We start from the raw sequence: 12,657 nt of genomic DNA, 5'->3' as shown, positions 1-12,657 counted from the left end.
GAACATGCACAAGACGATCGAGACGACGATCCACACGGGCATCCTTGCGGCAGCCATCGCGGCCGTGATTCCGGTGTCGGCGCAGGCGATGGACATGCAGGGCATGGACATGCCGGCCAGCCCCGCCGCCGCGAAGCAGGCCACGCCCGCGTCTGCCCCGGGCATCGACATGGCCGGCATGAGCATGCCGGGCATGTCGATGCCCGCGGCCAGCCCGGCGGCACCTGCTGCCCCCGCGTCGGCAGCTGCGAGGTCCATGGCAGGAATGCAGGGCATGCAAGGCATGGACATGCCCGCGAAGCAGGCGCCGGCCGGCTCCGGCGGCTCGGCAGGTGCGCCTGCGTCGGCGAAGGCCATGCCCGGAATGAATATGCCGGGCATGTCGATGCCTGCGGGACCGGCTTCGGCTGCCGCAGGCACGAGCCCACGTACGGCGAACGCCGATTCGGGCGGCTACACGCTGACGACGGGCCCGTACATCCCGGCCGGCGTGAAGCCGCCGCGCCTGGCCAACCAGGAGAGTTTCGGCTCCGTGCTGGTGGACCGTCTGGAGCGCGCCTACAGCCACGATTCCGGCAACTGGACCACCTATGACGTGCAGGCCTGGTACGGGCGCGATTTCAATCGCGTGGTGCTCAAGGCCGAGGGGCAGGCTTCGCAGGGGCGCCTGCAGGATGCGCGCACCGAGCTGCTGTGGGGCCACGCCATCGCGGCCTATTGGGACTCGCAGCTCGGCGTGCGCCACGACAACGGCGGCGGGCCCGATCGCAACTGGCTGGCCTTCGGCGTGCAAGGCCTGGCGCCGTACTGGTTCAACGTCGGGGCCACCGGCTACCTGGGCGACCAGGGGCGCAGTGCCTTGCGCCTGAGCGCCAGCTACGAACTGCTGCTGACCCAGCGCGTGGTACTGCAGCCGCAGATCGAGCTCAACGTCTACGGCAAGGACGACCCGGCGCTCGGCATCGGCAGCGGCCTGTCCGATGCCACCGCCGGGCTACGCCTGCGCTACGACATCTCGCGTCAGTTCTCGCCCTACATCGGTGTGGAGTGGAGCGGACGCTTCGGGCGCACCGGTGACTTCGCCCAGGCAGCGGGCGAGCGCCGCGACACGACCGACGTGGTCGCCGGCGTGCATTTCTGGTTCTGATGTTCCTTCAACCCACCTTCTGGATGCACTGCATGTTCAAGATCAAGAATGTTCTGGCGACCCTGGCCCTTGGCGGTCTCTGCGCGAGCGCCTGGTCCGCACCCGCCCCGACGCCGATGGCCTCGATGCCGGGCATGGGCTCGATGCCGGGAATGGCCTCCATGCCGGGCATGGCCTCGATGCCTCAGGGGCAGACGATGCCGAAACCCGCGGACCCCGGGAACCCGGCGAGCGTGGGCGGACCGGGCACGGCTTCCGCCGTGAGCCAGACGATCCGCATCCTGGCCGACGACAAGATGCGTTTCACACCTGACGTGGTCCACGTCAAGCCGGGCGAGACGGTGCGCATCGTCGTCGTCAACCAGGGCAGGACGCGCCATGAACTCACCATCGGCATCCAGTCCGAGCTCGAGGAGCACGCGAAGATGATGGCCGCGATGCCCGACATGCCCAACGGACAGGAGCCCAACATGGTGGCCGTGGCGCCGCAGGGGCAGGGCGAGTTGATCTGGCGCTTCGGAAAGCCCGGCACGGTGCCTTTCGCCTGCACCATGCCCGGGCACATGCAGCGGGGCATGATCGGGCGCTTCATCGTCGATTGAGCGCGGCGGGCTCGATGCCGGGCGGCACACTGCCCGGGCGATGGGCCCGGCGACGGACCCGATGGTTCACTTCATCAGGCGATCCAGCAGCGTGCGCATGGTCGCCGAGTCGTAGTCGCGCCCTCCGATGGCCTGGGCGACGATACGCCCCTGCTGGTCGATGAGGTAGGTCGACGGGATCCCCATGACGCCGAAGGCATGGGCAGCGTGGCTCTTGCTGTCGAGCAGCACCGGGAAGGTGGGCGAGGGCGACAGTTGCCCCATGAACGCGAACACGCTGTCGACGCTTTCGCCCTGGTCCAGCGCGAGCACCACGAAGGGCTTGCCCTTCATCGACGCGTAGAGCCTTTCGATCGAGGGCATCTCGGCGCGACACGGCGGGCACCAGGTGGCCCAGAAGTTCACCAGCACGACCTTGCCGCGGTATTCGGCAAGGCTGTGGGTCTTGCCGTCGATGTCCTGCAAGGTGAAGCCCGGGGCCGGACGCGGTGGGCTCACCAGGCTCATCAACGGCTGCGCGGCTCGTGATGGGGCGCTCGCGCAGGCGAGTGCGAACAGGGCGCCCGCGCTCAGGCGCCTGAGTCCGTCAAGGGCGTAGGGCGCGGGGCGCGCATTGGACGCCGCGCACGCTGGCAAGGTGTTCGATTGCATCTTGGGTCCACTCGTAGTTCAGGTTGAATCGGGTTCCGGCCGGAAGGTCCACTGTGGTGAAACCCTGCCCCCAGTCCCCGGGTTGCAGGGTCTGGCGCGGCGGCAGGATCGACCAGTCGGCCTGCAGGCCGAAAGCCTTCCAGCGCGCCAGCCAATCGGTCTTGGTGATCAGGCGGTGTCGCTTGCCATCCGCCGTGACCGCCCGCCAACGGCCGACGTCGTAGCGCACGGGCATTCCGGCGGAATTGCGGATGGTCGTGCCGAACACGCACACTGCTGCGACTTCGCGCACGGAACCCTGCGGGTATCCCATGTTCTCGAAGAAGGCCTGCGCCTGCTCGGCGTTCAGCGGCGTCAGCTGCACGCTGAACCGGGCCCCCTGGCTCTGCCAGATCGGCGGGCCGCTGGTCGCGGTTGCCGCTTCAGCGGCTTGCCAGTACGCAAAGACCATCACATTCATCAGCAAGATGCGGCGCAGCACGCTCAACTCTCCCATTCCGTACGAAGCCCGACCGGGGCCTTGGCGCCAAGGCGCGACTCGATCCAGACCGTGCCCATGGCGCCCAGGAAGATGCATGCCAGCCCGAGCGCCGAGCCCATCGACAGCACGGCCAGTCCGCTCAGCCCATGGCCAACCGTACAGCCCAGGCCGAGCACCGCGCCGGCTCCGGTCATCATGGCGCCCAGCAGACGCAGCGCCAGCTCGCGCGGGGCTCGGGGCAGTTGCATGCGCAATTCCCGGCGCACGACGGCGGATATCGCCGCGCCGAGGAAGGTCCCGAGAACCAGCACCACGCCGAAGGTGAAGGTCTGCGCGTGCGCATGCATGGCGAAATGCGCCAGATCGCTCAAGGGGCCGGCGAAGCTGAAGGACTGCACGCCCATGCCGTCCGGAGGCTGGCTCATGAAGGCAGCGTCGGTCGCCGCGCGCGCCCCGATCGGGCCGGCGGTCAGCCAGTAGCCGGCAGCCACCGTCAAGCCGATCAGTGCCGAGCCGGCCCATCGCAGGCGGCGCCACTCGCCTGCCGATGCGCGCGCGGCCAGCACCAGCACCAGCGCGCCCAGGGCAAGGCCGAGCAGCGCGCGGGCCTGCCAGCCGTGCAGGCCCAGCAGCGCATCGAGCCCCTGGCTCCGCCACCCCCAGCGGCCCAGGTCGAGGTTGAGCCGAACGATCCACGGGGCGATCCAGTCGTTGAACACGAAGCTGCTGGTCATCGCGAAGGCGGCGACGCTCATCGCCCCCAGGGACAGCAGGGCCTGTACGCTGCCTTGCGCGCTGAGCACGAGCGTGCGCAGAGGGCAGCCCCGCGCCAGCACAATGCCCGAGCCGAAGAGCAAGCCACCGAGCGCGTAGCGCCCCCAGGGGAACTGCTGCGACCGATACGGTGGGTGCGAGGGCTGCAGACCCTGCTGCAGCAGCCATTGCAGGCCCGCCACGGCGAGCAGCGCGAAGCCGGTCGCGGCGAAGTAGGCGGCCAGACGCTGCGGTCGTCCCTCCAGCACGGCCTCCCGCAGTCCTCCCTGTGGACAGAACTGCGATGCCTGCGCAGCGCCGCCGAGCACCAGCGAGACGAGGAAGCCGCCCGCGAGCAGTTGCGCGATCGAGTTCAAGGGCGTGGTTCCTTCGGCGGGTGGCCAGGGTGGGTTTCCTGCGCGCGCAGCAGCACCCAGGCACCGGAGGCCAGCAGCCACGCCGCGCTGACCCAGAAGGCCGGCTCGACGGCGCCGCGCGCCTGCGCGACCAGCCCGAGCACCAGCGCGCCGATGGCGTAGCCGGTGTCACGCCAGTAGCGGTAGGTGCCCAGCGCCGAGCTGCGCCAGCTCGGGTGGGCGATGTCGGCCACCGCGGCGATCAGGTTGGGGTAGAGCAGGGCCATGCCCACCCCCATGACCACGGCACTGGCCAGCCAGGCCGCGAAGCCGCGCACCAGCACGGCGCCGGCCACGCCGGCGGCGAGCAGCCACAGCCCGGCCACCACCGGGCGCTTGCGCCCGACGCGGTCCGACAGCGGACCGGTCCACAACTGCGAGGCGCCCCAGCTCAGCCCGTACACCCCGGTGACCCAGCCGACCTGCACCAGGCCCAGCCCGTGGCCGTGCAGGTACAGCGGGAACAGCACCCACAGCAGGGTGTCGGCGACCTTGTTGGCGACGCCGGCCTGGCACAGTGCCGAGAAGGTGGGGTGTCCGAAGGACACGTAGGCGAACACCTGGCGCGAAGTGGGGTGCTCGGGCAGGCCGTCGGCGAAGCGCGGCCGCGGGCCCGCGTGGGTGCCGCTGGCGTGGCGATGGCGCTCGGCGCGCGCCCACGGCAGGGTCTCGCGCACGAACAGCAGCGCGGTCAGCAACGCGATGGCGATCACCATGCTGGCGAAGCCGAGCAAGGCCTCGCGCGTTCCAACCCGCTGGGCCAGCCACGCGGTGGCCAGGCCCGCCAGGCCGACCGCTGCGTAGCCGGCGAACTCGTTGATGCCGGTGGCCAGTCCCCGCTGCTCGGCGCGCGTGATGTCCACCTTGCTGGTGACGGTCATGCTCCACGCGAAGCCCTGGTTGACGCCCAGGAACAGGTTGGCGGCGACGATCCACCACCACGACTGCGCGAAAAAGATCAGCAGCGGGATGGGAATCGCGGCCACCCATCCCAGTACGAGCACGGTCTTGCGCCCGATGCGCTCGGACAGCCGCCCGGCGACGAAGTTCAGCGCCCCCTTGACCAGTCCGAAGGAGATGACGAAGGACAGCAGGTACAGGAAGGAGCTCTTGGGCACGCCGAAATCGCGCGACGCGAGCACCGGCAGCGCGGTGCGTTCCATGCCGATGAGCAGCCCGACCAAAAACACCTGCACCGCCTGCCAGACGAACTGCGGCAGGTTGACGCGAATGCCCTGCAGGTGGGCGTCGTGGTGCGACGGGGTCGGCGGGACCTGCACGTTCATGGTGAGACGTTCGCCAGGACGATGCGCTCCATGTCGGCCGGGCGCGGCGGGATCTCGGCGCACAGCTGCTCGACGAAGGCCTCGCGCGCCAGCCCGAGTAGCGGGTTGAAGCGTTTCTCGAAGGCCAGGGTCGACGCCGGCTTGCCCGACAGCCCGGCGCCGCAGGCGCTGCCAGCCTGATGGCCGGGGTAGATCTCCAGCTCGGCGGGCAGCTTCAGCAGCCGCTCGTGCAGCGAGTCGTACAGGCTGCCCGCCATCTCGCGCTCGCGCCCTGCCAGGTCCGGGCGGCCGACGGCGCCGACGAACAGCGTGTCGCCGGTGAGCACGAACCATGGCGCGTCGCCGCGCCGCTTGTCGGTGACCAGCAGGCACATGCTGTCGGGCGTGTGGCCGGGCGTGTGCAGCACCCGTACGCTGACGTTGCCGACGTCGAGGATCTGCTGGTCGTGCAGGGCCTCGAAGTCGAAGTGCACGAACTCGCGCGCCGCCTCGTGTAGGCAGTAGGGCGCGTCCACCCTGCGAGCCAGGCTCCTGCCGCCGCTGAGGTGGTCGGCGTGCACGTGGCTGTCGATCACATGGGTGATCCGGGCCCCGGCCTGCCGCGCCTGCTCGACGAACCAGTCCTCGTCGCCGGCGACCACGTCGACGGCGACGGCCTTGCCGAGGCCGGCGCAGCCGAACAGGTAGGACAGGCTGGCGTCACGGGTAGGAAGTTGTTTGAAGAACATGATGGGGACTCGACCCTGTGGGATGGTTCAGAACACCAGGACCTTCTCGGCTTCGCCTGTCCAGCGTCCGAGTTCAACCATGGTCGAGCGCCTGCAATCCGCCAGGAGCTCTTCGTCCCGGAGCCCGCGGGCATCCAGGCAGGTGCCGCACAAGGCGACATCGCCTCGCTGCGTGACTTTGTGGAGCATGGTCTGGACGTTGTAGTAGCCAGTGGGAACCTTCTGTCCGGCCTTGGCTGACAGCACGGCGTCGCCCATGAGGAAAAGGCGCACGCGATGCTCCGGCTGCGCCGACAACGTGACGGCAAGGCGCAGCGCGTTGTAGGTTCGCTCGCTGCCGTATGGGGCTTCGTTGAGAATGAACAAGACGTCTGCCATGCTGGTCTCCCGGGTTCAGGCCGCCGCGCACTCCACGGACATTCCGGCAGCACGCCACTCGGGCACTCCATCCATGGATTTGCGAGCTCGAAAGCCCTGGCGCTTCAGCAGGGCGACGGCAAACTCCGACATCAGGCAGAACGGGCCGCGGCAATAGGCAACGATGTCCTTGTCGCGGGGCAGTTCTCGAATTCGCGTCTGCAATTCCTCCAGCGGAACCGAGCGCGCGCCGGGGATGTGCGCGGCACGAAACTCGGCCGCGGGGCGAACGTCGAGCAGCACCACGTCGCCGGAGCGCACCTTGTCCAACAACGACTGCGCGCTCTCCGGAGTGAGCCGCTCGGGCTCGGCGACCAGGCGGGCCATCGCAAGCTGCAGCTCGGCCAGGTGCGACTCGGCCAGCTCGCGCAGGCTCACCCACAAGTCCGACACATCGGGGCCGCTGAGTCGGTGGATCCGGTTCTTGCCATCGCGCCTGGCTTCCACCAATTGCGCATCGCGCAGCACGCGCAGGTGTGCGCTGGCCAGCTTGACGTCGATGTCAGCCCCTTGCGCCAGGGCTTCGACCGACTTCTCGCCCTGCGCCAGAAGCTCCAGCAGTTCCAGGCGCTTGGGACTGGATAACGCTGCTCCGATACGCGCAACCTGAGCGTACAGATGGTTCTTGATTTCTCGGGCTTTCATGAGAACATTCTAACGAAGCCGCGAATGAACTCCGGACTGGTACTTTCCCGAGTATTATGGAGGCTGGCGCTGGCCTGCTCCACCGAGGTCCCGGTCGTTGCGATCGATCGCCGTCAGGGACCAGGAAAGTTCTGACCACGAAGCACGCAAGGTGCTCGAGCTGCTGCTGCTCGAACCGGGGCTTCGGCTAGGCAGGACGGTCCGTCTCCGTAGTAGCAATTCAAGCGGCGCAGCACGACAGTTGCTTGATGTCCCTGCGGAAAGTCTGCGCGGCGAGCTTGAGCCCCTCGACCATGGTCAAGTAGGGGAAGAGTTGGTCGGCCAGGTCCTGCGCCGTCATGCGAGCACGAATTGCCAGCGCCGCTGTCTGGATCAGCTCGCCGGCCTGCGGGGCGACCGCCTGCACGCCGAGCAGACGCTCGCTGCCCTGCTCGATGACCAGCTTGATGAAGCCGCGGGTGTCGAAGTCGGCGCAAGCGCGCGGCACGTTGTCCAGCGTGAGGGTGCGACTGTCGGTGCGCAGACCGACTTGTTCCGCCGCCTGCTCGCTCAAGCCTACGGTCGCGACCTGCGGATCGGTGAACACCACGGCAGGCATTGCGCTGAGGTCGAGCTCGGTGTTGCCTCCGGTCATGTTGATGGCGGCGCGCGAGCCCGCAGCTGCCGCCACGTAGACGAATTGCGGTTGCGTGGTGCAGTCGCCCGCGGCGTAGATGTGCGGGGCGCTGGTGTGCATGCCCGGGTTGATCTGGATAGCCCCTTGCGGATCCACCTTGATCCCGGCCGCTTCGAGCCGCAGCCCACGCGTATTCGGGGTGCGGCCGGTGGCCACCAGCAGTCGATCGACCCGCAGCCCGCCGTGAGGGGTCGTCAACACGAACTCGTCGTCCACGTGCGCGACGTGGCTCGCCTGTGTGTATTCCAGGACCTCGATGCCCTCGGCGCGAAACGCCGTTGTGAGTGCTTCGCCAATGGCCGGATCTTCCCGCGAGAGCAGGGTGTTGCGCGCCAGGATGGTGACCCGGGCGCCGAGACGGGCGAAGGCTTGGGCCAATTCCACGGCCGCCACCGAAGAGCCGATGACGGCGAGGCGCCCGGGGATGGTGGCGCTCACCAGCGCCTCGGTCGACGTCCAGTACGGCGTGCCCTCGAGCCCGGGGATCGGGGGCACCGCGGCGCTCGCTCCGGTGGCGATCAGGCAGCGGTCGAATGGGATGACGCGCTCGCTTCCGTCGTGGAGTCGTACCGCCAGCGTGAGCGCGTCATGGAAGCGGGCCTCGCCACGCACCGCGGTGATGGCCGATTGAGCGTCCAGAACGTCTTGGTACTTGGTCTTGCGCAGCGTCTCGACGAGAACTTGTTGCTGGGCGAGCAGGCGCTCTCGCAGGATCACGGGTGTCGTCGCCGGAATGCCGTCGTCGAACGGGCTCTCGCGGCGTAGGTGGGCGATGTGCGCGGCGCGGATCATGATCTTCGACGGAACGCAGCCGATATTGACGCAGGTGCCGCCGAGGGTGCCGCGCTCGATCAGCGTCACCCGTGCGCCGCGCTCGACGGCCTTCAGCGCCGCCGCCATCGCAGCGCCGCCGCTGCCAATGACCGCTACGTGCGGGGCGGAGCCCGGACCACTTGAGTCATCAGGGATGCAATGCGCGCAGTTCGACATGGGGGAGATGGGTTCGGGACGCTCAGGAATCGGCCTCTCGGCCCACTGGGTCGAGGGTCCGGAGACGGTCAGCAGGCGCAGGACAGAACCCTGCGAGCGCTGCCGAGCAGTCCCCAGGCCATCGCGGCGATCGCCATCGCGTAGAGAGTGCCCTCATGCGTGGCGATCCATCCCTGGATGGGCACCCCGAAATGTCCGGCTGCGGGCAGCAGCGAGGCGATCGCGGTGATGGCCAGCGGAATGGCGGGTGTGCAGCACAGCAGCGAAGGCGCCAGGGCGAGGGCCGCTCCGAGCATCGTGCCCGTGGGGTTGACCCGCCGCCCCTGCCTCAGTCCGTGCACGCCCAGCGACACGGTCAGCGACAGCAGCGCAGACAGGGCCAAGGCGATGAGGAGCTCGCCGAGGCTCAGAAAGCGCAGCGAGACGAGACCAAGCGTTCCGCCCGTGCTGGTGGCGGGCAGCAGCATGGCATAGAAAACGAGTGCGGCCAGGAACAACGAAATCGTCCCGATCCGGGCGCGGCCGGACGCAAGAGCCAGCCCCAGGGCGTGCCGCAGCGTGTCCACCGATGAAGGCCAGGACATGTTCATGGCCTGGGCTGGATGAAGGCTTCGATCTTGTCGAAGGTCGCCGACGGCGCCGAGGACACCAGGCGTATCTGGCCATCGGCTGCGATGACCTGATAGATGTCGACGAACTTGTGGGGGTTGTAGCGCTCGAACAGTGCCTGGCTGTCCTGCCCGAATACGAAGTGCGGGTCCTTCAACAAGGCAGGGGCCGTCGACCGAGCGAAGTCGCGCATGCCCGGACCCGGATAGCCACCGTTCTTGTAGTCGCGCAGCACCAGCACCGTCAGGTCCGAGCGGTCGATCTGCGCCTGGTGCTCGGCAAAGGTGCGCAGCCCCGCGGCGCAACTCGGGCACCACGTCGTGACCTGCCACACGATGAAGGGATGTCCCTTGTAGGCGTCCAGGTGCTGCACCTTGCCGCCCATGGTTGTGAAGGGCGCGTTCGGTGCGAGCCCGTCGAGCGTGGCCACGGGCGGCGTGGATCGTGCCGTGGGCGGGGCGCCGGCCATGGCCGCAAGCGTGCTGCCCGCCAGAAGGATCGATGCGGTGAGGCAGGATTGGGCGATCTTGCGCAAGATGGGAGAAGAGACCATGGGTGAAGACTCCTTGCCGGGACGACACTGCGCCATAGGTGCAACAGGTGCTACCTTATTCCCGTAGTCAACTACGGAGTCAAGCGCCATGGAACAACCGCTAGAAAGGCTCAGCATCGGTGCACTCGCCAAGGCTGCCGGGGTTCACGTGGAAACGATCCGCTTTTATCAGCTCAAGGGCTTGCTGCCCACGCCGGGCCGACCCGCCAGCGGAATCCGGCGCTACGGTCCCGCGGCCGTGGCGCGCGTTCGCTTCATCAAGGCGGCGCAGCGCTTGGGCTTCAGCCTGGACGATGTCGAGCAGTTGTTGCGGCTCGACGATGGAACGCACTGCCGCGAAGCCGCCACGCTGGCCTCGGATCGGCTCGCCGATGTGCGTGCTCGTCTGCGGGATTTGCAACGCATGGAATCGGCGCTGGCAGCGCTGATCCAGGCGTGCGACACACGCCGGGGCAAGGTCTCCTGTCCGCTGATCGGCAGCCTGCAGCAACAGGTGGAGGCCTGAGCCTTCCGCATGTCGCGCCATGGCGAGTCGGCCTCACGGGAACGCGAGCGCCCGATCGTGTTCCGCGGCGTCCATCATCGCCACGGCTGACGCGGGGCCGGCTGACGCGGGGCCATCTGCACGCCACACATCGTGTTCGTTGCGGGCGAGCAAACCGCGCACGCTCATCGGGCGACCGTCCGTCTTGACAACGCATCGCAAGCGTTTAGGATGCCGGAAAGTCTATTCGCCCTAGTTTCCCGGACCTCCATGCGCGCACTGCGAGCCTACTCCCGCTACTGGGCGTTTGCCTGCGCATTGTTTTTTTTGCCGTGGATGCAACTGGCGATGGCGGGGCCGTCGGCCCACCAGGCTTCGTGCTGCGAAGCCATGCCCGGCATGGCGTCCATGGCGACGACCGCGCTGCACATGACGAAGCATGGGGCCACACGCTCGGCCACCATGTCGGCGTGTCTGCCGATGTGCGCAGCGCTGAGCGCGTCGATTCCGAGTCGACAAATTCAGGCGCGCATTCCGCGTTTCCTAAGCAGCGTGCCGCGCGTGGTGCTGCCGCTTACTGCGGTTGCGACGCCCCGGACCTGGAGTCGCGTACGTGACACGACCAGGCGGTCCATCCAACCTGCCTTTCTAGCGGCTCGTTTGCAAGTCTGATCCTTTCGGCAGTAGGCGCTCGCGGTACCCGCGGGCGCCATGCTGGATGCTGTTGCGCCTGCATGGCTTGCAGCGCAACGCCTCATTGGCCGAAGAGGATCCCCATGTCCCTGATTTCACTTCGCTGTCGTGCGCGAGCACGACATTCGCTGCTCGCGCGCACCGCGCAAGCCACTTTCCGCCCGCTCGTGGGCTGCCTGCTCCTGCTCGCCATCACGAGCGCCCCAGCTCGAGCAGCACCGCTCACGCTCACCGCCGCCGAGACGCGTTTGATGGCGGGCAACCCCGCTCTTGCTGGGGCCGAACAGCGCATCCGCGCCCTGCAGCGACAGGCCGACGCGGCGACCCGACTGCCGGATCCCAAGGTGTCTCTGGATGCCAGCAACCTTCCGACCAATAATTTCTCCCTGACCCAGCAAGCCACGACGATGTTGAGCGTGGGGGTCAGCCAGGAGTTTCCGGCCTTCGGCAAGCTGGCGCTGCAAGGCCGAAGCCTGCAAGCCCAAGCCTCCGAGCAACGCTATGGGCGTGCGGCCCAGCGTGCCGTGCTTGCGCTTGCGCTTCGCCGCGCGTGGCTTGCCGCGGTGTACACGCGCAAAGCCGCGACGATCGTGCGCGAGCAGCAGGGTCTGGCCGCGCAGAGCGAGCAAGCCTCCCTGGCTTCGTATCGTTCGGCCAGGATCCCTCAGAGCGACGTGTTGCGCGCCAAGCTCGCGCTCGAGGAACTGCGTAACGACCTCGATGTTCTGCGCGCAGACGAGAGTGCCCAGCTCGCGCGCATCGCGCAGCTCCTCGGCGTGGAACGTGCGCCGGACATCGACGGCCATTGGCCCGACTTGTCCGCGCCTCCCGCTGATCCGCAGGCGGGGCTGGCCTCGCAGCCGCTGCTGCAGCAGGCCCGAGCCAAGGTGCATGCCAACGCGATTGCCGTGCGCCTGGCCAGGAAGGCCTATGAGCCTTCCTTCACCGTGGGCGCTTCCTATGGCAAGAGCTTCATGCCCGGATCGCCCAATTTTGTTTCGGTGGGCGTGTCCTTCAACGTTCCGCTGTTTGCTGGACGCCGGATTGACGACGAGGTGGATGTGGCGGGCGCGCGGGAATTGGAAGCACGTTTCGCCGAGCAGGATCAGCGCCTGGCCCTGGTGCGGCAAATGCGAGATGCCCAAGCGCGCTGGCGCAGCCTGCGCGACAAGTGGTCGCGCGAGACCACTCGGATGCTGCCGCTGGCGCGCCAAGCGCAGCGTGCGACCCTGTCGGCCTACGCGAGCGGGCAGGGCAGCCTCGGCGACGTGCTCAAGGCTCAGCAGGCCGTCTTCACCACGCAAATCCAGGTGCTGCAGGACCGTCGCGACCTTCTGGCGACGCAGGCCGAACTCGATTACCTGACACAAGCCCCCCAGGAGGGACAACCATGATGCGGCGAACGCTTGGATTCGCGTTGGGGCTGCTGCTTGCCGGTGCGGGCGCCGGCGCAGGCCTCACCCGCTGGCTTACTCCGGCACCCAAGGCGCCTCGAGCGGCTGTCGTAGCCACGGCGGACAAGTCCC

Annotated in this window: 15 protein-coding genes and 1 pseudogene; 4 read left to right on the top strand and 12 right to left on the bottom strand. The window is 68.1% G+C overall.

Translation table 11 applies throughout. The features are described 5' to 3' along the window. Positions 1 to 4: 4 nt before the first annotated feature. Positions 5 to 1,147, top strand: a complete 1,143-nt coding sequence (locus tag D466_RS0104675) for a copper resistance protein B (RefSeq protein ID WP_018912550.1) — start codon at positions 5 to 7, stop codon at positions 1,145 to 1,147. Positions 1,148 to 1,154: 7 nt separating this feature from the next. Here D466_RS0104675 and D466_RS24400 read toward each other — a convergent pair whose 3' ends face one another. After that, positions 1,155 to 1,319: a hypothetical protein gene (locus tag D466_RS24400; protein WP_018912549.1), complete on the bottom strand. Its 165-nt coding sequence runs from the start codon at positions 1,317 to 1,319 to the stop codon at positions 1,155 to 1,157. Positions 1,320 to 1,407: 88 nt separating this feature from the next. Between D466_RS24400 and D466_RS24395 the strand changes: the two genes are divergently transcribed. Then, positions 1,408 to 1,749: a multicopper oxidase domain-containing protein gene (locus tag D466_RS24395; RefSeq protein ID WP_196803421.1), complete on the top strand. Its 342-nt coding sequence runs from the start codon at positions 1,408 to 1,410 to the stop codon at positions 1,747 to 1,749. A 66-nt stretch (positions 1,750 to 1,815) separates the two neighbouring features. Here the strand turns inward: D466_RS24395 and D466_RS0104660 are convergent, their stop codons facing one another. The 10 genes and pseudogenes from D466_RS0104660 to D466_RS20545 form a co-directional block, all read right to left on the bottom strand. Beyond that, positions 1,816 to 2,256, bottom strand: coding sequence for a TlpA disulfide reductase family protein (locus D466_RS0104660; protein WP_018912547.1), 441 nt, complete (start codon positions 2,254 to 2,256; stop codon positions 1,816 to 1,818). Positions 2,257 to 2,335: 79 nt separating this feature from the next. Further along, complete coding sequence (locus tag D466_RS0104655) at positions 2,336 to 2,896, bottom strand: hypothetical protein (RefSeq protein WP_369759393.1); 561 nt, start codon at positions 2,894 to 2,896, stop codon at positions 2,336 to 2,338. Continuing rightward, positions 2,884 to 4,011: a YeeE/YedE family protein gene (locus D466_RS0104650; RefSeq protein WP_018912545.1), complete on the bottom strand. Its 1,128-nt coding sequence runs from the start codon at positions 4,009 to 4,011 to the stop codon at positions 2,884 to 2,886. Before D466_RS0104650 ends, D466_RS0104655 begins: the two co-directional genes overlap by 13 nt. Further along, positions 4,008 to 5,336 carry an MFS transporter gene (locus D466_RS0104645; protein WP_018912544.1) on the bottom strand — a complete coding sequence of 443 codons (1,329 nt, stop codon included), beginning with the start codon at positions 5,334 to 5,336 and terminating at the stop codon, positions 4,008 to 4,010. The genes D466_RS0104650 and D466_RS0104645 overlap by 4 nt, the downstream gene beginning before the upstream one ends. Further along, on the bottom strand, positions 5,333 to 6,064 hold the full coding sequence (locus tag D466_RS0104640; protein WP_018912543.1) for an MBL fold metallo-hydrolase: 732 nt from the start codon (positions 6,062 to 6,064) through the stop codon (positions 5,333 to 5,335). Before D466_RS0104640 ends, D466_RS0104645 begins: the two co-directional genes overlap by 4 nt. Before the next feature lie 27 nt (positions 6,065 to 6,091). Continuing rightward, a complete protein-coding gene (locus D466_RS0104635) occupies positions 6,092 to 6,442 on the bottom strand; it encodes a DsrE/DsrF/TusD sulfur relay family protein (protein WP_018912542.1) in 351 nt (116 codons plus the stop codon). A gap of 15 nt (positions 6,443 to 6,457) precedes the next feature. Then, complete coding sequence (locus D466_RS0104630; protein ID WP_018912541.1) at positions 6,458 to 7,126, bottom strand: metalloregulator ArsR/SmtB family transcription factor; 669 nt, start codon at positions 7,124 to 7,126, stop codon at positions 6,458 to 6,460. Positions 7,127 to 7,346: 220 nt separating this feature from the next. After that, positions 7,347 to 8,765 (bottom strand): annotated as a pseudogene (gene merA, locus D466_RS20550) (mercury(II) reductase); the annotation flags it as partial. Positions 8,766 to 8,860: 95 nt separating this feature from the next. Continuing rightward, entirely contained in the window at positions 8,861 to 9,382 is a 522-nt protein-coding gene (locus D466_RS0104620; protein ID WP_026284884.1) for a hypothetical protein, read from the bottom strand. Then, entirely contained in the window at positions 9,379 to 9,954 is a 576-nt protein-coding gene (locus D466_RS20545) for a redoxin domain-containing protein (protein WP_018912538.1), read from the bottom strand. Before D466_RS20545 ends, D466_RS0104620 begins: the two co-directional genes overlap by 4 nt. A gap of 88 nt (positions 9,955 to 10,042) precedes the next feature. Between D466_RS20545 and merR the strand changes: the two genes are divergently transcribed. Next, positions 10,043 to 10,459: an Hg(II)-responsive transcriptional regulator gene (merR, locus tag D466_RS0104610; protein ID WP_026284883.1), complete on the top strand. Its 417-nt coding sequence runs from the start codon at positions 10,043 to 10,045 to the stop codon at positions 10,457 to 10,459. 275 nt (positions 10,460 to 10,734) lie between these two features. Here the strand turns inward: merR and D466_RS23815 are convergent, their stop codons facing one another. Continuing rightward, complete coding sequence (locus D466_RS23815; protein WP_018912536.1) at positions 10,735 to 10,902, bottom strand: hypothetical protein; 168 nt, start codon at positions 10,900 to 10,902, stop codon at positions 10,735 to 10,737. 312 nt (positions 10,903 to 11,214) lie between these two features. On the opposite strand from D466_RS23815, the gene D466_RS0104600 reads away from it, so the two are divergent. Further along, positions 11,215 to 12,525 (top strand): TolC family protein, encoded by a 1,311-nt coding sequence (locus D466_RS0104600; protein WP_026284882.1) that lies wholly within the window; start codon positions 11,215 to 11,217, stop codon positions 12,523 to 12,525. The last annotated feature ends 132 nt before the right edge of the window (positions 12,526 to 12,657 follow it).

This window comes from Thiomonas sp. FB-6, assembly GCF_000377645.1.
GTDB lineage: Bacteria > Pseudomonadota > Gammaproteobacteria > Burkholderiales > Burkholderiaceae_C > Thiomonas_A.
This window is presented reverse-complemented; position numbering and strand designations above follow the sequence as displayed.

Bases quoted from the DNA above. Each gene is read 5' to 3' on its own strand.
- D466_RS0104675 (WP_018912550.1), top strand. From the start codon at position 5: ATGCACAAGACGATCGAGACGACGATCCACACGGGCATCCTTGCGGCA.
- D466_RS24400 (WP_018912549.1), bottom strand. From the start codon at position 1,319: ATGCCCGGCATGGAGGCCATTCCCGGCATCGAGCCCATGCCCGGCATC.
- D466_RS0104660 (WP_018912547.1), bottom strand. From the start codon at position 2,256: ATGAGCCTGGTGAGCCCACCGCGTCCGGCCCCGGGCTTCACCTTGCAG.
- D466_RS0104655 (WP_369759393.1), bottom strand. From the start codon at position 2,896: ATGGGAGAGTTGAGCGTGCTGCGCCGCATCTTGCTGATGAATGTGATG.
- D466_RS0104645 (WP_018912544.1), bottom strand. From the start codon at position 5,336: ATGAACGTGCAGGTCCCGCCGACCCCGTCGCACCACGACGCCCACCTG.
- D466_RS0104640 (WP_018912543.1), bottom strand. From the start codon at position 6,064: ATGTTCTTCAAACAACTTCCTACCCGTGACGCCAGCCTGTCCTACCTG.
- D466_RS0104635 (WP_018912542.1), bottom strand. From the start codon at position 6,442: ATGGCAGACGTCTTGTTCATTCTCAACGAAGCCCCATACGGCAGCGAG.
- D466_RS0104630 (WP_018912541.1), bottom strand. From the start codon at position 7,126: ATGAAAGCCCGAGAAATCAAGAACCATCTGTACGCTCAGGTTGCGCGT.
- D466_RS0104620 (WP_026284884.1), bottom strand. From the start codon at position 9,382: ATGAACATGTCCTGGCCTTCATCGGTGGACACGCTGCGGCACGCCCTG.
- D466_RS20545 (WP_018912538.1), bottom strand. From the start codon at position 9,954: ATGGTCTCTTCTCCCATCTTGCGCAAGATCGCCCAATCCTGCCTCACC.
- merR (WP_026284883.1), top strand. From the start codon at position 10,043: ATGGAACAACCGCTAGAAAGGCTCAGCATCGGTGCACTCGCCAAGGCT.
- D466_RS23815 (WP_018912536.1), bottom strand. From the start codon at position 10,902: ATGGTGGCCGAGCGTGTGGCCCCATGCTTCGTCATGTGCAGCGCGGTC.
- D466_RS0104600 (WP_026284882.1), top strand. From the start codon at position 11,215: ATGTCCCTGATTTCACTTCGCTGTCGTGCGCGAGCACGACATTCGCTG.